The organism is Embleya sp. NPDC020886 (assembly GCF_044333915.1).
Classification (GTDB): domain Bacteria; phylum Actinomycetota; class Actinomycetes; order Streptomycetales; family Streptomycetaceae; genus Embleya.
Genome location: NZ_JBIRRX010000010.1, coordinates 77,784 through 96,983, shown reverse-complemented (window position 1 = coordinate 96,983; position 19,200 = coordinate 77,784). Strand labels below are relative to the sequence as shown.

18 protein-coding genes are annotated in these 19,200 nt (G+C 71.0%); 10 read left to right on the top strand and 8 right to left on the bottom strand.

Translation table 11 applies throughout. From position 1 onward, the window contains the following. Window positions 1-276: 276 nt before the first annotated feature. The 7 genes from ACH4U8_RS30615 to ACH4U8_RS30585 form a co-directional block, all read right to left on the bottom strand. A complete protein-coding gene (locus tag ACH4U8_RS30615; protein ID WP_360313711.1) occupies window positions 277-1,635 on the bottom strand; it encodes a replication-associated recombination protein A in 1,359 nt (452 codons plus the stop codon). Between the two features lie 206 nt (window positions 1,636-1,841). After that, the gene (locus ACH4U8_RS30610) at window positions 1,842-2,654 is read right to left on the bottom strand and encodes a vWA domain-containing protein (protein ID WP_379990849.1); all 813 of its coding nucleotides are present in this window, start codon (window positions 2,652-2,654) and stop codon (window positions 1,842-1,844) included. Window positions 2,655-2,760: 106 nt separating this feature from the next. After that, window positions 2,761-3,273, bottom strand: coding sequence for a hypothetical protein (locus tag ACH4U8_RS30605; RefSeq protein WP_379990848.1), 513 nt, complete (start codon window positions 3,271-3,273; stop codon window positions 2,761-2,763). After that, window positions 3,270-3,731 (bottom strand): hypothetical protein, encoded by a 462-nt coding sequence (locus ACH4U8_RS30600; RefSeq protein ID WP_395781581.1) that lies wholly within the window; start codon window positions 3,729-3,731, stop codon window positions 3,270-3,272. Before ACH4U8_RS30600 ends, ACH4U8_RS30605 begins: the two co-directional genes overlap by 4 nt. A 200-nt stretch (window positions 3,732-3,931) precedes the next feature. Beyond that, entirely contained in the window at window positions 3,932-5,782 is a 1,851-nt protein-coding gene (gene aspS / locus ACH4U8_RS30595) for an aspartate--tRNA ligase (RefSeq protein ID WP_360313719.1), read from the bottom strand. Next, window positions 5,779-7,038, bottom strand: a complete 1,260-nt coding sequence (hisS, locus tag ACH4U8_RS30590; protein WP_360313721.1) for a histidine--tRNA ligase — start codon at window positions 7,036-7,038, stop codon at window positions 5,779-5,781. Before hisS ends, aspS begins: the two co-directional genes overlap by 4 nt. A 14-nt stretch (window positions 7,039-7,052) precedes the next feature. Continuing rightward, window positions 7,053-7,748: an MBL fold metallo-hydrolase gene (locus ACH4U8_RS30585; RefSeq protein ID WP_360313723.1), complete on the bottom strand. Its 696-nt coding sequence runs from the start codon at window positions 7,746-7,748 to the stop codon at window positions 7,053-7,055. A 303-nt stretch (window positions 7,749-8,051) separates the two neighbouring features. Between ACH4U8_RS30585 and ACH4U8_RS30580 the strand changes: the two genes are divergently transcribed. The 3 genes from ACH4U8_RS30580 (at window position 8,052) to ACH4U8_RS30570 (ending at window position 11,087) form a co-directional block, all read left to right on the top strand. Then, window positions 8,052-8,894, top strand: coding sequence for a peptidylprolyl isomerase (locus ACH4U8_RS30580; RefSeq protein ID WP_395781579.1), 843 nt, complete (start codon window positions 8,052-8,054; stop codon window positions 8,892-8,894). 105 nt (window positions 8,895-8,999) lie between these two features. Next, a complete protein-coding gene (locus ACH4U8_RS30575; RefSeq protein ID WP_379990844.1) occupies window positions 9,000-10,229 on the top strand; it encodes a DUF349 domain-containing protein in 1,230 nt (409 codons plus the stop codon). A gap of 252 nt (window positions 10,230-10,481) precedes the next feature. Further along, window positions 10,482-11,087: a response regulator transcription factor gene (locus tag ACH4U8_RS30570; RefSeq protein WP_360313727.1), complete on the top strand. Its 606-nt coding sequence runs from the start codon at window positions 10,482-10,484 to the stop codon at window positions 11,085-11,087. 28 nt (window positions 11,088-11,115) lie between these two features. On the opposite strand, the gene ACH4U8_RS30565 is transcribed toward ACH4U8_RS30570, so the two are convergent. Continuing rightward, complete coding sequence (locus tag ACH4U8_RS30565) at window positions 11,116-12,384, bottom strand: sensor histidine kinase (RefSeq protein ID WP_395781577.1); 1,269 nt, start codon at window positions 12,382-12,384, stop codon at window positions 11,116-11,118. Between the two features lie 349 nt (window positions 12,385-12,733). Between ACH4U8_RS30565 and ACH4U8_RS30560 the strand changes: the two genes are divergently transcribed. The 7 genes from ACH4U8_RS30560 to ACH4U8_RS30530 all read left to right on the top strand — a co-directional run bounded on the left by ACH4U8_RS30560 (window position 12,734) and on the right by ACH4U8_RS30530 (window position 19,193). Next, window positions 12,734-13,567 (top strand): phytanoyl-CoA dioxygenase family protein, encoded by an 834-nt coding sequence (locus ACH4U8_RS30560; protein ID WP_395781575.1) that lies wholly within the window; start codon window positions 12,734-12,736, stop codon window positions 13,565-13,567. Between the two features lie 48 nt (window positions 13,568-13,615). Further along, the gene (locus tag ACH4U8_RS30555) at window positions 13,616-14,479 is read left to right on the top strand and encodes an isocitrate lyase/phosphoenolpyruvate mutase family protein (protein ID WP_360313733.1); all 864 of its coding nucleotides are present in this window, start codon (window positions 13,616-13,618) and stop codon (window positions 14,477-14,479) included. Then, window positions 14,458-15,618, top strand: a complete 1,161-nt coding sequence (gene aepY, locus ACH4U8_RS30550; RefSeq protein ID WP_379989652.1) for a phosphonopyruvate decarboxylase — start codon at window positions 14,458-14,460, stop codon at window positions 15,616-15,618. The genes ACH4U8_RS30555 and aepY overlap by 22 nt, the downstream gene beginning before the upstream one ends. A gap of 13 nt (window positions 15,619-15,631) precedes the next feature. Beyond that, entirely contained in the window at window positions 15,632-16,213 is a 582-nt protein-coding gene (locus ACH4U8_RS30545; RefSeq protein WP_360313737.1) for a TetR family transcriptional regulator, read from the top strand. A 265-nt stretch (window positions 16,214-16,478) separates the two neighbouring features. Then, window positions 16,479-17,390 (top strand): aminotransferase class IV, encoded by a 912-nt coding sequence (locus tag ACH4U8_RS30540; protein ID WP_360313739.1) that lies wholly within the window; start codon window positions 16,479-16,481, stop codon window positions 17,388-17,390. After that, the gene (locus tag ACH4U8_RS30535; protein WP_395781573.1) at window positions 17,387-18,199 is read left to right on the top strand and encodes a transketolase; all 813 of its coding nucleotides are present in this window, start codon (window positions 17,387-17,389) and stop codon (window positions 18,197-18,199) included. Before ACH4U8_RS30540 ends, ACH4U8_RS30535 begins: the two co-directional genes overlap by 4 nt. Then, window positions 18,192-19,193, top strand: coding sequence for a transketolase C-terminal domain-containing protein (locus tag ACH4U8_RS30530; RefSeq protein ID WP_360313743.1), 1,002 nt, complete (start codon window positions 18,192-18,194; stop codon window positions 19,191-19,193). Before ACH4U8_RS30535 ends, ACH4U8_RS30530 begins: the two co-directional genes overlap by 8 nt. Window positions 19,194-19,200 lie beyond the last annotated feature (7 nt).

Below are 19,200 nucleotides of genomic sequence, written 5' to 3'. Positions count from 1 at the left end.
AGCCGAGGTCCAGGACGATCGGCGGGCGGCGCGGCCGCGCCGAGAGTTGCCGGACACGGGTCGGCCGGCGGTGACCGAGGCGGGCACGATCGATGGGCGCAGGGCGGCAGGCGCAGGGCGGCAGCGGAGGCTTCCGGGCAGGGGCCGGCCCGGTGGCAGTCGGGGCGCGGGACGATCGGCTACCGGTGCGGATGCGCCGAGGGTTGCCGGATGTGGGTTGGCCGGCTGCGGCCGAGGGCGGGCCGCACGGCCACACTCGGGTCTGCCGGGCCGGGCCTACTCGTCCGGGGTGGCGTTGGTGAGGCGGGATCTGGTCCAGGTGGCGATGTCGGCGTAGCGGGCTTCGGTGCCGTGGCGGGTGGGTTCGTAGTAGGTGCGGCCGTGGATGGCGTCGGGGGCGTATTGCTGGGCCGCGACGCCGCCGGGGACGTCGTGGGGGTAGACGTAGCCCTGGGCGTGGCCGAGTTTGGCGGCGCCCTTGTAGTGGCCGTCGCGCAGATGTGGCGGCACCGGACCGGCCAGGCCCTTGCGGACGTCGCCGAGCGCGGCGTCGATGGCCAGATAGGCCGCGTTCGACTTCGGTGCCAGGGCCAGGTGGATGGTCGCCTGGGAGAGCGTGATCCGCGCCTCGGGGAAGCCGATCAGCGCGACCGCCTGCGCGGCGGCCACCGCGATCTGCAACGCGGTCGGATCGGCCATCCCGATGTCCTCGCTCGCCGAGATCATCAGCCGCCGGGCGATGAAGCGCGGGTCCTCCCCCGCGTCGACCATCCGCGCGAGGTAGTGCAGCGCCGCGTCCACGTCCGAGCCCCGGATCGACTTGATCAACGCGCTCGCCACGTCGTAGTGCTGGTCCCCGTCCCGGTCGTAGCGCACCGCCGCCCGGTCCACCGCGCTCTCCAGCGTGGTCAGCGTGATCGTGTCCTCGCCCTTGTCGGCCGCCGAGCCCGCGCCCGCCTCCAGCGCGGTCAGGATCCGTCGCGCGTCACCGCCCGCGATGCGCAGCAGGTGCTCCTCGGCGTCCGGGTCGAGGGTGAGCGTGCCCTTGAGTCCGCGTTCGTCGGCGAGTGCGCGGTGGACCACCTCGCGCAGGTCGTCGTCGGTCAACGACTCCAGGGTCAGCAGCAACGAGCGGGAGAGCAGCGGGCTGATGATCGAGAAGTACGGATTCTCCGTGGTCGCCGCGATCAGCGTCACCCATCGGTTCTCCACCGCGGGCAGCAGCGAGTCCTGCTGGGCCTTGGAGAAGCGGTGGATCTCGTCCAGGAACAGCACCGTGTCGCGGCCCTGCGCCCCCGCCTGCCGACGCGCCTCCTCGATCACCGCGCGCACTTCCTTGACGCCCGCCGTGATCGCGGACAACTCAACGAAACGTTGCTTCGTGACATGACTGACCACGTAGGCGAGCGTGGTCTTGCCGGTGCCGGGCGGCCCCCACAGGATCACCGAGGACGGCGCGGTGACCCGACTGTCCGAGGACACCAACCGGCGCAGCGGCGATCCCTCACCCAACAGATGCCGCTGGCCGACCACCTCGTCCAGGTCGCGCGGGCGCATCCGCACGGCGAGCGGCGCGAGCGAGGGGTCCTTGGCCTGCCGGGCCTCGGCGGCGGCGGTGAAAAGATCGGAATCCACCCTCCGACCCTAACCCCCACCCCCGACGCGCCCGGGCACGAGGCGCCGCCCGACGGCCCACCCCGGCCGGTCCCCGCACCGCTGCCCCACCGGACACCGCACCCATGCCCGAACACCGGCCGCCCGGCCACCGAAAGCACCCCTCGCCCGGCCATCGCCCCCGCCCGCAACCGCCCTGCGGCCCACCCCACCGCCGCGCCACAACCTCAGCGAAGCACCCCCGCCGCCCGCGCGGTCTGGAGCCACTCGGGGAATTCGTTCATCAGGCTGTCGAACAGTTCGCCGTCGGGCATCCGCCTCGGGTCCGAACCGGCCTCGAAGAAGCCCGCGTTGTCGACCACGCGGTACTTGGGCGCGGGCAGGTCGTCCAGTCGGTGCAGGAACCGGAACTCGTCCCGGCCGAAGCCGATGAACTGCCAGAAGATCGGCAACTCGGCCGCCTTGCAGATGGCCTTCTCCGCGGCCTTGGCGTTGTTCGGCGCCCCGTCCGTCTGGAAGATCACGAAGGCCGGGTCGGTCGCGCCACACGAGCGGTAGTGCGCGATCACCGCTTCCATCGCGGACACGTAGTCCGTGGTGCCCATGTGCCCGAGCTTCTTGTGCAGCGCGGCGATCCGGCCACCGTAGTTGTCCAGCGAGATCTCCTCGGCCCGATACGCCTTCGTGTCGAAGAAGATCACCGGCACCGTGCCGTCGTCGTCGAAGTGCGCGGCCGCGGCCAACACCCGGTCGGCGAGCGCCTGTACGCTGCCGTTCTTGTAGAACGGCGCCATGCTGCCGGAGCGGTCGAGCACCAGGTAGACCGCGGCGCGCACACCCGCCAGCCGGTTCTTCTCCAGGCTGACCCCGGCCGCCTTGTACAGGCTGACCAACCCGGGTGCGGAGCGTTCGATCTTGTCGAGGGAGACCGCCGAGCCGGTGCCGCTGCGCACGGTGGCAGCGGGTGCGGTGGCGGGCGGCGCGGCAGCCGCCGACGAGTCCGGCTTCGACTTCTTGCGACCGAACAGCGAGAAGGGCATGGCAAGGGCTCCCAGCAGTCGAGCGAGTCGGGTGGCCGCCCCCTCACGGGGGCTTCACCGGCCTACGGTCCCAGATCGGCCACCCCCACGAACAGGGGCAGATCCCTCACGAATCGGCCATGTCGCACCCCACCCGCAGCCCCCGCACCCGGGCCGCGGTCAGCCCGCGCGGCACCACCACCACGTCGCCGACATCCCCGGCCCACATCACCTGCGGGCCGAACGCCTCGGCCAGCGCCGCCACCGCCCGCTCCGCCGCGCCCGCCCCCGGGGCCCGGAAGGTCAGCCCGGACACCGGCTCGTCCGCGCCGATCCGCTTACGCTCCCCCGCGACCGCGATCGCGAACCCGCCCAGGTGGTCGCCGTCGGCCGCCCCCGGCCGCGCCGGCAACGGATCCGGCACCTCCGCGTCATCCGCCCACAGGGTGAACCAACAACGCGCGGACAGTCCTTCGCCACGCAACACCGCCAGCACGTCGCCGACTCCCGGATAGCCGGCGGCCCGCGCCTCCTCCAGCAGATCGGCCGGCACCGGCGTGCCGAACGACTCGACGAACTCCAGGCCACCCTCGCCATCGGTGAACCAGCGCAGTGGATTGACATGCACGGTGTGGCTCATGCGACCTCCCCTTTCGAGCCTTTCGAGTCTGTCGAGAGCGTCGAATCCTTCACGCTCTTCGCACTCATCGCGCTCATCGAGTCCTGCGAACCCTCCGAGGCCCGATCTCGACCCACCCCAGCATCTCGCTCGGCTCCGACATGCGGACCGACCGCAACCCCCGCGCCCCCCTTACGCGTTCCACCCGCCCCCGCACCGTCGACGACCGGTGCGGCCGCCCCGCGTCGCCGCACCGTGAAGAACCACTCCTGCCACTCGCGCGTGCCCTCGACCGCCTGCACCCGCGCCAGCGCGTACAACCGGGTCGGTGGCGACCCGCGATAGCGCTGATTGGCCATCGTCCCGTCCGGCGCGGCCAGGAATCTCGCGATGGCGCCCTGGGTCCAGCCGCGACCCAGCACGACGGACCGCGTCACGTATTCCGCCGGCAGCCGCCGCTTCGTCAGTTCCACCGCCATGTCGGCCTCCCCGAGGTCGTGCGAACCGGCCCTGCGCCGGCTCGACTTCCAAGGTAGGCAGACTCGGACGGCGCTGCTCGCCCGCTGTGCAGAAGCGTTTCGGCTACTCCCCCGAGTCGACAAAGGCGCACAACGCCGAAGGGCGGCCGAGCCATCCGGCCCGACCGCCCCGCTCCCCGCACATCCGGCGGGATCACCCACTACGCCTTGTCGGCACCCTCACCCTTGGCGCCCTCGCCCGATCCTGCGGCCGGACCCGAGGCCGCGGCCGAGCCCGAACCGGAGCCCGACCCGGCCCCCGACTTGGGCTTCGCGTCGATCCCCGCCTCACGCCGCTGCTGCACCGTGATCGGCGACGGCGCCCCGGTCAACGGGTCGCCACCGGAAGCGGTCTTCGGGAAGGCGATGACATCCCTGATCGACTCGGCCCCGCCCAGCAGCGCCACCAACCGGTCCAACCCCAGCGCGATCCCGCCGTGCGGCGGCGGCCCGTACGCGAACGCGTCCAGCAGGAAGCCGAACTGCGACTGGGCCTCCTCCTCCGACATCCCGATCGCCGCGAACGCGCGCTCCTGCACGTCCCGACGGTGGATACGGATCGAACCGCCGCCGATCTCGGTCCCGTTGAGCACGATGTCGTACGCGTTCGACAACGCCTCGCCCGGGTTCTTGTCGAACCCGTCGACCCACTCCGCCGTCGGCGCGGTGAAGGGGTGGTGGATCGCGTGCCAGCCCTGGTGGTTGCCGGCCGCGTCCTCGATCGGCTCGAACATCGGGAAGTCGACGACCCAGAGGAAGTTCCACTTCGACTCGTCGATCAGCGAACCGCGGCGGGCGATCTCCAGCCGGGCCGCGCCGAGCAGTTCGAGCGAGGCCGTGCGCCGACCCGCCGCGAAGAAGATGCAGTCGCCCTTGGCCGCGCCGGTCGCCTCGACCAGTCCGGCCAGGTGCTCCGCGGACAGGTTCTTGGCCACCGGGCCGCGCAGTTCGCCGGTCTCCGCGTCGACCAGCACGTACGCCAGGCCGCGGGCGCCGCGCGCCTTGGCCCAGTCCTGCCAGCCGTCCAGCTCCTTGCGGGTCTGCGCGGCACCGCCGGGCATCACCACCGCGCCGGTGAACTCGGCCTGGAACACCCGGAACGAGGTGCCCTCGAAGTAGGCCGTCAGGTCCACCAGTTCGCAGTCGAACCGGGTGTCCGGCTTGTCCGAGCCGTAGCGCGCCATCGCCTCCGCGTAGGGCAGTCGGGGCAGCGGCAGCGCGATCTCCACGCCGTGCACCTCGCGCCACACCCGGGCGAGCAGCTTCTCGGTCAGCGCGAGGATGTCCTCGGCGTCACAGAAGGACATCTCGACGTCCAACTGGGTGAACTCGGGCTGCCGGTCGGCCCGGAAGTCCTCGTCCCGGAAGCAGCGCGCGATCTGGTAGTAGCGCTCCATGCCGGCCACCATGAGCAGCTGCTTGAACAGCTGCGGCGACTGCGGCAGGGCGTACCAGGAGCCGGGCTGGAGCCGCACCGGCACCAGGAAGTCGCGGGCGCCCTCGGGGGTGGACCGGGTCAGGTACGGCGTCTCGATGTCGAGGAAGTCGTGGTCCTCCATCACCTCGCGGATCACCCGGGTCACCTTGGACCGCAGCCGCAGGTTGCGCGCCATCGGCGCGCGGCGCAGGTCGAGGTAGCGGTGCTTGAGCCGCACCTCCTCGTTGACCGTGCCCGGCGTGTACTCCTCGATCGGGAACGGCAGCGGGGCCGCCTCCGAGAGGATCTCGAAGTCGTCCACGACGACCTCGACCGCACCGGTGGGGATCTCGGTGTTCTCGTTGCCGTCCGGGCGCACCCGCACGTCGCCGGTGATCTTCACGCAGAACTCGGAGCGCAGGTTGTGCACGGTCTCCAGGTCGCGGAAGACCACCTGTACGGTGCCCGACGCGTCCCGCAGGTCCACGAACGCCACGCCGCCGTGGTCGCGCCGCCGGGCCACCCAGCCGGCGAGCGTCACGGTGTGGCCGGCGTGCTCGGCGCGGAGCGTACCGGCGTCATGGGTGCGGATCACTGAAGCTTCTCCTTCAAGACGGTGACGACCTGGTCGAGCGGGACCGGGGTCTGGTCCCCGTTCGACAGGTCCTTGATCTGGGCGACGCCCTCGGTGAGGTCGCGATCGCCGACGACGATGGCGTAGCGGGCGCCGGATTGCGACGCGGCCTTCATGGCGCCCTTGAGCTTCTTCCCGCCGAACGCCATGTCGGCGGGGATGTCCTCGATCCGGAGCTGGGTGATCATGCCGAAGACCGCCCGCCGGGCCGCGTCGCCGATCGCGACGCCGTAGACGTCGCAGTCCGCCGGGGTCTCCACGGCCTGGCCCTCGGCTTCCATCGCGAGCATCGTGCGGCCGATGCCCAGCGCCCAGCCCACCGACGGCAGGTCGGGGCCGCCGAGATCCTCGGAGAGCCCGTCGTAGCGCCCGCCGCCGCCGATCGCCGACTGCGCGCCGAGGCCGTCGTGCACGAACTCGAACGTGGTGCGGTTGTAGTAGTCCAGGCCCCGGACCAGCCTGGGAGTGTCCTCGTAGGAGATCTCCAGCTCGTCGAGCATGCCGCGCACGAACGTGTGGTGTGCGGCGCACGCCTCGCACAGGTGGTCGGTGATCAGCGGCGCGTCCGCGATCAGCGCCTGCACCTCGGGACGCTTGTCGTCGAGCACGCGCAGCGGGTTGATCTCGATCCGGGCGTGCGTCTCCGCGTCCAGGTCGAGCGCGCGCAGGAATTCCTGGAGCTTGGCCCGGTAGACCGGCCGGCACTCGCGGCAGCCCAGCGAGTTGAGCAGCAGCCGGAAGTCGCGCAGACCGAGCTTCATGAAGCCCTCGGCGGCGAGCGCGATCATCTCGACGTCGACCAGCGGGTCGTCGCTGCCGATCGCCTCGGCACCGACCTGGGTGAACTGGCGGGTGCGACCGGCCTGCGGGCGCTCGTAGCGGTAGTACGAGCCGAAGTACCACAGCTTGACCGGCAGTCGGCCGGCGTACAGGTTGTGCTGGAGCACCGAGCGCATCACGGCCGCGGTGCCCTCGGGGCGCAGCGTGAGCGAACGGCCGCCGCGGTCCTCGAAGGTGTACATCTCCTTGGTCACGATGTCGGTGGACTCGCCGACGCCGCGCAGGAAGAGGCCGGTCTCCTCGAAGGTGGGGGTCTCGATGTACTGGAAACCCGCGTCGCGCAGCTCCAGGCCGAACTGGATCCGGATCCGGTTGAACGTCTCCGAGTACGGCGGGAGCATGTCGAAGGTGCCCTTGGGGGCGTTGAAGGTACTCACGGTATGAAAATCCGTCACATTCCTCGGTGCGGTCCCGCGGGCGGCGTCAGCTCTTGCAGATAAGGGTTGCTCGCGCGCTCGCGGCCGATCGTCGTCTGGGGGCCGTGGCCGGACAGGACGACGGTCTCGTCCGGCAGGGGCAGACACACCCGGGACAACGAGCGCAACATCTGCGCGTGATCGCCGCCGGGCAGGTCGGTGCGTCCGATGGAGCCGGCGAACAGCAGGTCACCCGAATACAGGATGGGCGGGATGTCCGCGCTTCCCTGGGTGCCGAAGGCCACCGACCCCTGTGTATGGCCGGGCGCATGATGGACCGTCAGTTCGAGGCCGGCGAGGTCGAGCACGGCGCCGTCGGTGAGCAGCCGCACGTCCTCGGGTTCGGTGAAGGTCATCCCGCCGAAGAGTTGTTGCCCCACGCCCAGCGACAGGCCCTTGGCCGGGTCGGAGAGCATGTCGCGGTCGTCGGGGTGGATCCACGCGGGCACCTTGTGCTCGGCGCAGACCGGCACCACGGAGAACATGTGGTCGATGTGTCCGTGGGTCAGCACGACGGCCACCGGGCGCAGCCGGTGTTCGCGGATGATGTCCTGTACGCCGTCGAACGCGTCCTGCCCGGGGTCGACGATGACGCATTCCTCACCGGCGGCAGGGGCGACCACATAACAGTTGGTCTGGAAGGACCCTGCGGGGAACCCGGCGACGATCACGTTCGTCCTCTCGGTCTCGGGGTCTTCCGGCGGCGGGGCAAGCACGGAAGTATGCGGCGGACGTGGGAATCAGGTACGAGACTACCGGCGCGCGGGGGCGGATCGCGAACCGGTTCAGGGGGTGCGTGCCTAGACTGTGCGCGAGCTGCGGCCGGTTCCGGGCCTGTGGGATCACCGCAGGTCGGGACCGGTGCACGGATCCCGTCACGGCACCGGGAGCCCTCCCCCGGCCCTCGTCCGGCCGTCGGGCGTCCAGGTCGAGTCCATCCACATCGAGTCCGTTCGAATCCAGGAGAGCACGCGGTGGTCACCAAACAGCAGCGCCAGCGGCAGCTCGCGCGCGAGAAGTTCGAGCGCCAGCAGGAGCGACGCGGGTCCGCGCAGGCACGTCGGCGCCGGCGCAACCAGGTCATCGCCGCGGTGGCGGCGGTGGTCGTGGTGGCCGGTGCCGGTGCGTGGCTCGCGGTGGCCGCGAGTGACGACGACGACAAGAAGACGACGAACGCGGGCGCGTCGCAGCAGCCGACCGCGCCGCCCTCGGCGCCGCAGTCACCGGCCCCGGACACCAAGCCCAAGACGTGTGCGGCGCCGGCTCCGGGTGATCCGACGAAGGAGCAGTTCGGCGCCGAGCCCGCGATGTCGATCGACACCAAGGCGGCGTACACGATGACCCTCAAGACCACGTGTGGCGAGGTGAAGGTGGCGCTGGACGCGGCGAAGGCGCCGCACACGGTGAACTCGTTCGCGTTCCTGGCGGACAAGAAGTTCTTCGACCACACCAAGTGCCACCGGTTGACCACGGGCGGTCTCGCCGTGCTCCAGTGCGGCGACCCGACCGGAACGGGCACCGGCGGTCCCGGCTACAAGTTCGTCGACGAGAATCTGGGTACGGCGGGCGCGGACGGTTCGGCGTCCTACCCGGCCGGCACCGTCGCGATGGCGAACTCGGGACCGGGCACCAACGGAAGCCAGTTCTTCCTGGTGACCGCGGACAGCAAGCTGCCGCCGAACTACACCCCGTTCGGCAAGGTCACCGGCGGGATGGACGTGCTGACGAAGATCGCCGCCGCGGGCACCGCGGACGGTGGCAGCGACGGTGCGCCGCGCGAGAACGTGGTCCTCGACAGCGTGACCGTGGCCAAGTAGCAACCGACCGCACGCATGTTCCACGGCGACTCCCGGGGCACGGCCCGGCCCGTGCCCCGGGGTCCTGTGTAAAGTGCGCCGCATTCAGCATCGAAGGAGGCCGCTGTGAGCAGCGACCCGTGGGGCCGCGTGGACGAGCAGGGAAACGTCTTTGTCAAGACGGCGGACGGTGAGCGCTCCGTCGGTTCGTGGCAGGCGGGTTCCCCGGACGAGGCCCTGGCCTACTTCCGGCGCAAGTACGAGGGGCTCGCCGTCGAGGTGGAGTTGCTCGCGCGGCGGGTACGGACCACCGACCTGGCTCCCAAGGACGCCCATCACGCGATCGAGCGCCTGCGCGCGAGCATCGTCGACGCGAACGCGGTCGGCGATCTCGACTCGCTCGTCAAGCGTTTGGACGCGCTGGTGACCGTGGTGGATTCCAAGCGCGAGGAGCGCAAGGCCACCCGTGCCAAGGCGCAGGAGGAGGCGCAGGGCGCCAAGGAGCGCATCGTCGCCGAGGCCGAGCAACTGGGCCAGAGCACGGACTGGCGCCCGGCCGGCGAGCGGCTGCGTGCGCTGGTGGACGCGTGGAAGGCCGTACCGCGGCTGGACCGCAAGGCCGACGACGAGCTGTGGCACCGGTTCTCGCAGGCCCGGTCCAACTTCGCCAAGCGCCGCAAGGCGCATTTCGCGGAGCTGGACGGCCAGCGGGACAGTGCCAAGCGCGTCAAGGAGAAGCTGGTCGAGGCGGCCGAGGCGTTGTCGACGTCCACCGAGTGGACCGACACCGCGGCGCGCTACCGCGACCTGATGAACGACTGGAAGGCCGCCGGTCGGGCGCAGCGCGACGTCGAGGAAGAGCTGTGGCAGCGCTTCCGGGCCGCCCAGGACGTCTTCTTCGCGGCACGCAGCGAGGTGTTCGCCGAGCGCGACTCCGAGCAGCGGGAGAACCAGGCCGCGAAGGAGCTGCTGCTCGTCGAGGCCGAGACGATCGTCCCGGTGACCGACGTCAAGGCGGCGCGGGCGGCGCTGCGTTCGATCAACGATCGCTGGGAGGCCATCGGCCACGTCCCGCGCGATGCCCGGCCGAAGATGGAGGCCCGCCTGCAGAGCGTCGAGCGGGCGATCCGTGAGGCCGAGGAAGAGCTGTGGAAGCGCACCAACCCGGAGGCTCGGGCCCGGGCGCAGGCCGCAGTGGATCAGATCCAGGCGTCGATCGACAAGCTGACCCAGCAGGCGGAGAAGGCCCGGGCGGCCGGGAACGAGCGCAAGCTGCGGGAGGCCGAGGAGTCGATCGCGGCGCGCGCGGAGTGGCTGGCCGAGGCGAACAAGGCACTGGCCGAGTTCTCCGGCTGAGCGGTAGGGACGCGCGCCCTGCGGCGGCGGACACGAGGTACGGGCGGACCCGGATCGGCGACATGCCGGCCCGGGTCCGCCCTTTTTGGTGCGCATCGCGGGCCGGGTGCTTTCGCGTTCGTTCGATCCGCGTGCTATTTGCTCTATTGAGCCGCCGAACTCGTCCTGCATAATCGGCATCTTGTTACGGGGGATCGCCGACGAACCCGGCATCGGGGGGATCGATGCCGGATTCGGGATGAGGGGGAGTCCTTGATCAAGGTCCTGATTGCCGAGGACATGAAGTTACTGCGCAGGGCGCTGGTGTCATTGTTGAGTTTGGAACCGGACATCGTCGTGGTCGCCGAGGTCGACTCGGGGATCGACGTGGTGCCGCGGGCCCGGGCGGTGCGTCCGGACGTGGCGGTGCTGGACATCGGCCTGCCGGGTATCGACGGGATCGAGGCGGCCATGGCGCTGCGAGCCGCGCTCCCGGAATGTCGAACGCTGATCCTGACCGGAATGAACGCGCCGGGTCATCTGCACCGCGCGGCGGCGGCGAAGGTGTCCGGATTCCTGCTCAAGAATTCCGACCCGGACCGATTCAGCGGCGCGATCCGGGAAATCGCGGCCGGTGGCCGGGTGATCGACGCATCGGTCGCCCTGGCCGCGATCGACGGCGGCCCGTCGCGGCTGACCGTGCGCGAACTCCAGGTGTTGCGCGCGGCGGCCGACGGGCATCGGGTCGCGGACATCGCGGATCAGATGTGGGTGTGTGCGGGCACCGTGCGCAATCACCTGAACTCGGTGGTGGCCAAGCTCAATGCCCGCAACCGGGTGGATGCGATTCGGATCGCCCGGGACGAGGGCTGGTTGTGACCCGTTCGGGCGAGTGACGCGTCGGGGCTCAGCCCGCGACCGGCTCGCGGGCGGCGTCGCAGGGTTCCCCGGTGGGGTCGGGGGCCGCGGCGGGCTCGGGGGGCGTGGTCGGGTCGGGGGGCGTGGTCGGACCGGGGACCGCCACCGGGTCGGGGACCGCCGTGGCGTCGCGGACCGCCGCGGGGTCGGGGCGCGTGGCCGGGTCGGAGACCGCGGCGGGGTCGGGGACCAGCGCGATCAGGCGGAACCAACCGCCGCCGTCGATGCCCACCTGTAGCCGTCCGCCGATGCCCTCGACGCGCACCGCGAGACTGGCCAGCCCGGTACCGCCCAGGCGACCGGGACCCGCCCCGCGCGATCCGGCGGCGCCGGCCCGGTCGTTGCACACCCCGAACCGGACGAAGTCGCCGTCGCGTTCCGCGGTGATCACGCACTCGGTCGCGGAGCTGTGTCGCATCATGTTGGCCAGCCCCTCGCGCAACACGGTGGCCAGCACCGTCTCGATGGTCGCGTCCAGCCCGTCGATCTCGATCCGGGTATCGGCCCGCACCCCGATCGAGGCAAGCAACGACTCGGCCGCCGCGACCTCGGCGACCAGGGACATCCCCCGGTATCGATGCACCACCTCGCGCATGTCGGTGGCGGCCTGCCGGGTGATGATCAGGATCTCCGCCAGTTCGGTGCGCGCCTGTTCGACGTCGTCCGGCAACAGCCGCGCGGCCAGCGAACTTTTCACCCCGATGGTGGCGAGGCTGTAGCCGAGCAGGTCGTGCAGGTCCCGGGCGAACCGGTGTTGCTCGCGCACGATCGCCTGCCGGGCCAGTTCCAGTCGGGACTGGTGCATCTCGGCGAGCAGTTCGGTGATCCGCATCAGCGCGTAGAGCACGAGCCCGGTCGAGGTGCTCGCCACCAGCGCGTACGGCACGTCGTCGAAGTCGTCCGCCAGCACGAAGGTGACCACGCCGGTCGCGAACATCAGCACGCCGAACGCCCACCACGCCCGCTTCTGCGGCAGATACAGCAGCAGGGAACCCGCCAGGAATCCCGGTGCGGCGGTCCAGGTCCCCGGGCAGACGAACGCGGGAATCAGCGCCAACACCGCCTGGCAACACAGGAGTCGGGTACCGGGCCGGGGCAACCGGCGCAGCCGGCCCGGCAACGAATGGGCGCACTGGATCACCGCGACCGCGGTGACCGCCGCCAGCGCCAGGGCCATGCGCCACGTGGCGACCGGAAATGTGAGCACCGACAGCACCGAAGCCGCGAGACAACTCAGCAGAACCACCACCGTGATCACGGTGGGAATGCGAAGAGCCCGGGAGTCCACGGAGTTCACCGGAACCTGAGCGGCGTGAGGCAAGAGACGGCCCTCTTCGATCGCGACTGCTGCATGGTGGTGGCGACTGCTGGAAGAAGTTCCGGGACCCGATTCCGGGCCCATCCGCCGATGCTACAACGCGGGAATCCGCCGGCGGCCCCATGCGGCGGGATACAAAAAGATGCGGAAAGAGGATGCCGATCATGTGTTTCGCATGGATCCGCTGTCCGAAACACACCCCCGCCGTGGTGGACCGACACTGGCCGCGGTCCTAAACGGCTGTGAAGCTGAGGCCAAAGCGCGAACACGACCGAACGGAGGTCCACCGGTGGGGGAATCACCCGAGCAAATACTCGGGAGTCGGCGCGAGCAGTGGAATCAAAACGGCTACATTCACATCAGAAAGGCGCTTTCCGCCGCCGACGTCGAACGCGCCCTGGCGGGCGTGGACTTCGCGGTCCGCCAACAGGAGCTGGTGCGCACGGCGCACATCAGCTATCGCAACGACCAGGATCATTCGGTCCGGGTGCGCAACGCCGCCGCGGCGAGCCCGGCGCTGTTGGATCTGGTCGACCATCCGGGCGTGCTGCCGACCCTGGTCGATCTGCTCGGCCCGGACCTGCACGTGCTGGGCAGCGAGGCGTTCGTCCGCGAGGGCGGCGCGGCGCCCCTGGAGGAGTGGCACACCGACGGCGGCGCGTCCCTGATGGGCATCGTGCTGGATCCGGCGAGCCGGGCGCTGCAACTGAAGGTGCAGTACTTCCTCACCGACGTCGGCCGCCCCGACTCGGGCAACTTCACCGTCATTCCCGGCAGTCACCGGCTGCGCCCCGAACGGCTGGACGACGACTGTCATCTGCCCGAGCCGAACAGCTACTGGCGGCGCGGCGAGATGCCGCCGAACGCGGTGCAGGTCCTGGCCGAGCCCGGCGACGCGGTGGTCTTCCCGTACAACCTGTGGCACGCGGTGGCCCCGAACACCCGGGGGCTGACCCGCCGTTCGGTGATCATCCGGTACGGGCACCTGTGGTGCCGGCCGCTCGACTTCCACCGCATGCCCGCCGACGTGGTGGCCGCGATGAGCGAGCGCCAGCGGCTGATGTTCGGCGAACTCGGCGACGAGGCGCACCCCACCGACTTCTACAAACTCGTCATGCGATGAGCCGTGCTCCCTTCCCGCCCATCCTCCGGAACCGATAGGAGATCGTCAGTGCTCAGGACTGCTCTCGCAGCGCCGTTCCGGGCGGTTCTCGCCGAACACGACCTGGTGCGCGTCGCCGGCGCGCACGACGCCCTGGGTGCGGTGTTGGCCCAGGAGGCCGGCTTCCAGGCCGTGTGGTCGTCGAGCCTGGAGGTGTCGGCGGCCCGATGCCTGCCCGACGCGAGCCTGCTCGGCATGAGCGAATACCTGGAAGCCGCCGCCAACATGCAAAAGGCGCTGTCCATCCCGGTGATCGCCGATTGCGACACCGGCTACGGCAACAACCTGAACGCCGCGCACATGGTGCACGAGTACGAGGCCGCCGGCATCACCGCGGTGTGCATCGAGGACAAGCTGTTCCCGAAGATCAACAGCTTCGCCGCCGTGGACCACACGCTGCTCGACATCAGCACCTTCGCCCGCAAGATCGAGGTGGCCAAAAGCGCCCAGCAGACCCCGGACTTCTTCCTGATCGCCCGGACCGAGGCGCTGATCAGCGGACTGGGCGTCGACGAGGCGCTGAAGCGCTGTTCGGCCTATGCCGACGCGGGCGCGGACGCGGTGCTCGTGCACTCCAAGATCCGCACCAGCGAGCAGATCACCCGGTTCCTGGACGGCTGGGACGGTGCGGTGCCGGTCGTGGTGGTGCCCACCACCTACCCCGACTGGGACGCGCGGGCCGCAGCCGCGGCCGGCGTCTCGGTGGTCATCTACGCCAATCAGGGCCTGCGGGCCACGGTCAGCTCACTGCGCGACACCTACGGGGCGATCTTCCGCGAGGGCAGTTCGGTCGAGGTCGAGGACCGGATCGCGAGCGTGCAGGAGGTGTTCCGGCTGCAACGGCTGGACGCGTGGAAGGCGTTGGACTGGTGATCGGCTCGGACGACTTCTGCGCCGCACTGGCCGACTTCGGGGTGGAGCTGGTCACGGGCGTGCCGTGCTCGTACTTCTCCGCGCCGATCGCCCGGTTCACCCGCGAGGGCCGGTACGTGCCGGCCGCCAACGAGGGCGCGGCGCTGGCCATCGCCGCCGGAGCCGCGGTGGCCGGCACCCGGGTCGCGGTGGTCGCGCAGAACTCCGGTCTGGGCAACCTGATCAATCCGCTGACCTCGCTGCTGATGACCTACGACGTCCCGGCCCTGGTGTTCACCAGCCTGCGCGGCTGGCCCGATCCGGGCGGCGACGAACCGCAACACGCGGTGATGGGTGCCGCCACGCACGAGCTGCTGGACGCGATCGGGGTCGCGCACTGGACCCTGCGACGCGGCACCGACGCGGCGGGCCTGCGCGCCCTGTTGGCCGAGACCGGCAAGGAACTGGCGGCCGGACACTGTGTGTTCGTCCTGGTCGAGAAGGGTGCGGTGGAGGTCCCCGAGGGTCCGGCCGCCGACCCCACCGCCGGTCGGGGGACGCTCACCCGGGCCGAGGCGCTGCGCACGATCACCGCGCGGGCCGAGGGGATCGCGGTGGTCGCCACCACCGGGTACACCTCGCGCGAGTTGTTCGCCGGCGGCGACGCGCCGACCAACTTCTACATGCAGGGCTCGATGGGTCACGCGTCGGCGTTCGCACTGGGTCTGGCGCTGCGTCCGCCGGGCACCGAGGTGGTGCTCCTGGACGGCGACGGCGCCGCGCTGATGCACCTGGGCACGATGTCCACGATCGGCGCGACCGCCCCGCCGGGGTTGATCCACGTGGTGCTCGACAACGGCGCGTACGAATCGACGGGCGCCCAGGCCACCACGTCGGGCAGCACCGACTTCGCGGCGATCGCGCGCGCGACCGGCTACGCGTCGGCGGTGGTGTGCTCCGACGCGGTCCGGCTCGACGCCGCGATGGGCGCGGCGCGGGCCGCTCCGGGGCCACATCTGCTGGTGGTGCCGATCGCTTCGATGACGGGGCCGGCACCCCGCCGGGCGACCGCGTCGATCGGCGCGCGGGACATCCACCACCGGCTCACCACCGCGTTGGGCGCCGGGCCGCCGTGGGCGGATCACGCCGATCGGCGGTGATACCTTGAGGCCCATGGGTCGCCCGCGCATCATCGACCGCTCCGCCATTCTTCGGGTGAGTCTCGAACTGGCCGACGAGCAGGGGCTGCAGGCCGTGACCCTTCAGGCGGTGGCCCGTCGGCTCGGCGTGACGGCGATGTCGCTCTACGGGCACATCGCGAACAAGGCGGCCCTGCTCGACGGCATCGTCGAGGAGTTGCTCTCCGAGTTTCCGCTGCCGGACGCGGAGTTGCCGTGGGACGAGCGGCTGGCCCGGATCGGGCGGGCGGCTCGGGATTCGGCTCGGCGCCACCCCGACGTGTTCCCGCTGCTGCTGACCCGGTCGGCGGCGACCCCGGGCGCGCATCGGGTCCGGCAGGCGGTGTTCGCCGCGTTGTTGGATGCCGGCCTGTCGATCACCGAGGTCAATCGGGCCGAGCGGCTGCTCAGCACGATGGTGGTCGGGTTCGCCACGAGTGAGGTCAGCGGTCGGTTCGGCCAGTCGGCGGCGGACATCGAGGCGGACTACGCCTACCTGGAGGAAACCCTCCGCAAGCTGATCACCTCGACCTCCGCGCCCGGCGTGGTACCCGAGGCCGGGGACACCACCGGCTGATTTCGAGCCGGCCGGACCGGACGAGCTTTCGTTTTCTGCACGGCGCCTGTTCGGCCCGTTCCGCTTGCTCGGCCCGTTCCGCTTGTTCCGCTCGTTCCGCTCGTTCCGCCTGCTCGCATGCAGATTTCCGCGCGGCTCGAATATCGACCGGATATCTGACAGATATTCCGACCGGCGCGGACACAGCGTTGACACACCTATGCACACAGCTATTCTATACGTCATATAGCTATCCTTTGCATAAGGATATTGGGGGTGCTGGATTGTGCATCAGGAATGTTGGCGCGACGGCCGCCTGACCGCTCTCGACGAGGTGCGGTTGTCGATCGACTCCGCCGCCATGCGTTATGCCCAGGTGGTATTCGACGGATGCGCCGCGGTGGCCGATGCCACCGGAACCCAATTGCGCATTCTCGATCTGGGCGCACATCTCTCCCGTTTTCGCCGTTCCTGCGAGGGTCTGGGATTCGCGCTGTCCTGGTCGGCGGACGAATTGGCCGACGCGGTGGTCGAGGTGACCCGCCGACACTCCGGGCGCGGCGCGGTGGGCATCCGGCTGTTCGCCTATGCCGAGGGGGAAGGCTTCCTCGACGAACGACCGCCCGGGGTCTGCGTCTTCCTGCGCCCCCTCGACGGCTACGCGCCGGACCGGCCGCTCACCCTGGCCACCGTGGACGAACCCCGACCGGCGCACACCGATCTGCCGCGCTGGGTCAAGGCCACGGCGCACTACGCCGGCGCCCGGCGCGGGCTGCTGCGGGCCCGCCGGGACGGCCGGGACGACGTGCTCTTTCGCAACGAGGCGGGCCGGATCACCGAGACCTCGCGGGCCAGCCTGCTCGTCCTGGCCGGCGACCGGCTGATCTCGCCGCCCGTCGAGGAGGGCGTACTCCCGGGCATCACAAGGGAGTTGCTCGGCATCGTGGCCAAGGGCGCGCTGGGCCTGACCCCCGAGCACCGCCCGCTGGAGCCGGCCGAGGTGACCGGCGCGGACGGCGTGGTGTTGTGCAGTTCCTCGCTGGGCGCCGCCGTGGTCGGCGCGATCGACGAGCACCTGCTGCCGCACGAGGCGGCGACCGCACTGGTCACCGCCTTCGACCGGGCCGCCCGAGGACAGAGCCCGCACCTGGACGACGTGGTCACCGCGGTACGCCTGACGAATCCGGCACCACGATGAGCGGCCACCCCGAACTGGACGCCACGGCGGCCCGGTTGCGCCTGGACACGATGCGGATGATCGCGGCGGCGGGTGCCGGTCACCCCGGCAGTTCGCTGTCCGCGATCGAGATCCTGACCGTGCTCCATTACCACACCATGCGCCACCGTCCGGCCGATCCCACCTGGGCCGAGCGGGACCGGTTCGTGCTCTCCAAGGGACACGCGGCGCCCGCGCTCTACGCGGTGCTGATCGACCTGGGCGTACTCCCCCGCGAGCTGGCCGGCTCGCTGCGCGCGCTCGGCTCGCCGCTCCAGGGCCACCCCGACCCGCGCACCCGCGGCATCGAGGTCGGCTCCGGCTCGCTGGGCCAGGCGTTCTCGGTCGCCGTGGGCATGGCCCTGGGGCTGGGCCGACGCGGGCTCGGCGCCCGGGTGTTCGCGCTGCTCGGCGACGGCGAGTGCCAGGAGGGCCAGGTGTGGGAGGCGGCGATGTGCGCGGCCCAACTGGGTCTGGCCGACCTGACCGTGATCGTGGACGCCAACGGCATCCAACACGACGGCCGCACCGCGGACATCATGGGCGCCGCCCCCCTCGCCGCCAAGTGGCGCGCGTTCGGCTGGGAGGTGGTCGAGGCGGACGGCCACGACTGCGCCGAGCTGATCGCCGCACTCGCCCCGAGCCCCGGCCCCCACCCGCGCCCTCGCGCGGTGATCGCGCACACCGTCAAGGGACGCGGGGTCTCGTTCATGGAGGACGACCCGAACTGGCACTCGGTCGCCGACCCGGGCCGATTGGCCGAGGCAGTGGAGGAACTGAGCCATGCGTGACGCGTTCGGCGCCGCCCTGTTGCGGGCCTGCGAAGCCGACGAGCGGCTGTTCGTCCTGGACGGGGACTGCTCCCATTCGACCCGCAGCGGCCGGGTCGCCGACCGACTGCCCGGTTCGTTCCTGAACACCGGCATCGCCGAGCAGAACATGATGGGCATGGCCGCGGGCCTCGCCCTCGCCGGATTACGCCCGGTGGTCTCCGGGTTCGCCTCGATCCTGGTCGGGCGCGCGGCCGAACAGATCCTGCTCTCGATCGGCTGGCCGGGACTGCCGGTGACCATCGCCGGCCACTACGCGGGCATGTCCGGCTCGCTGGAGGGCGCCCCGCACCACGCGATCACCGACCTGGCCTTCATGCGCTCGGTGCCCGGGATGAACGTCTGGGTGCCCGCCGACGACGCGGACGCCGAGCGGCTGGGCGGCGAGGTGTTGGCCGGCACCGGCGTGTCCGGCGCGCCGCCGCTGCCCGGCCCGAACTACCTCCGGCTGTGCCGCAATCCGGTGCCGCCGGTGGCCGGTGGCCCACGCGGACCGGGCGACCTGCGGGTATGGGATCGCCCGGCGCCCGAGGTGGCGTTCGTGGCCTGCGGGGTGGCCGTACCCGAATGTGTGGCCGCCGCCGAGCTGTTGGGCCGGCACGGGGTTTCCGCACGTGTGCTCGGGGCGTTGCGGATCAAGCCGTTCCCCGACGCCGAGGTCTACGACCTGGTCCGCTCGTGCTCGCTCGTGGTGACCGTCGAGGAGCACACCACGATCGGCGGCCTGGGCGGCGCGGTGGCCGAACTGATCGCGGCGCGCGGCGGCCCCCGGGTGCTGCGCCTGGGCATCGCGGACACGTTCACCGAGACCGGGCCCTATCGGCAACTGCTGGACAGATACGGGATCGAGGCCGAGGCGATCGCCGCGGCGACCCGGGCCGCCCGGCTCGACCCGGACGCGGGCGGGGCGCCGAGCGGGCACACCGAACTGCTGACGGTGACCAACACATGGTGAAGGAGCG

Excerpts from the sequence above, each read along its gene's own strand:
- ACH4U8_RS30610 (WP_379990849.1), bottom strand. The coding sequence starts at position 2,654 with ATGCCCTTCTCGCTGTTCGGTCGCAAGAAGTCGAAGCCGGACTCGTCG.
- ACH4U8_RS30605 (WP_379990848.1), bottom strand. The coding sequence starts at position 3,273 with ATGAGCCACACCGTGCATGTCAATCCACTGCGCTGGTTCACCGATGGC.
- ACH4U8_RS30600 (WP_395781581.1), bottom strand. The coding sequence starts at position 3,731 with ATGGCGGTGGAACTGACGAAGCGGCGGCTGCCGGCGGAATACGTGACG.
- ACH4U8_RS30545 (WP_360313737.1), top strand. The coding sequence starts at position 15,632 with ATGGGTCGCCCGCGCATCATCGACCGCTCCGCCATTCTTCGGGTGAGT.
- ACH4U8_RS30535 (WP_395781573.1), top strand. The coding sequence starts at position 17,387 with ATGAGCGGCCACCCCGAACTGGACGCCACGGCGGCCCGGTTGCGCCTG.
- ACH4U8_RS30530 (WP_360313743.1), top strand. The coding sequence starts at position 18,192 with ATGCGTGACGCGTTCGGCGCCGCCCTGTTGCGGGCCTGCGAAGCCGAC.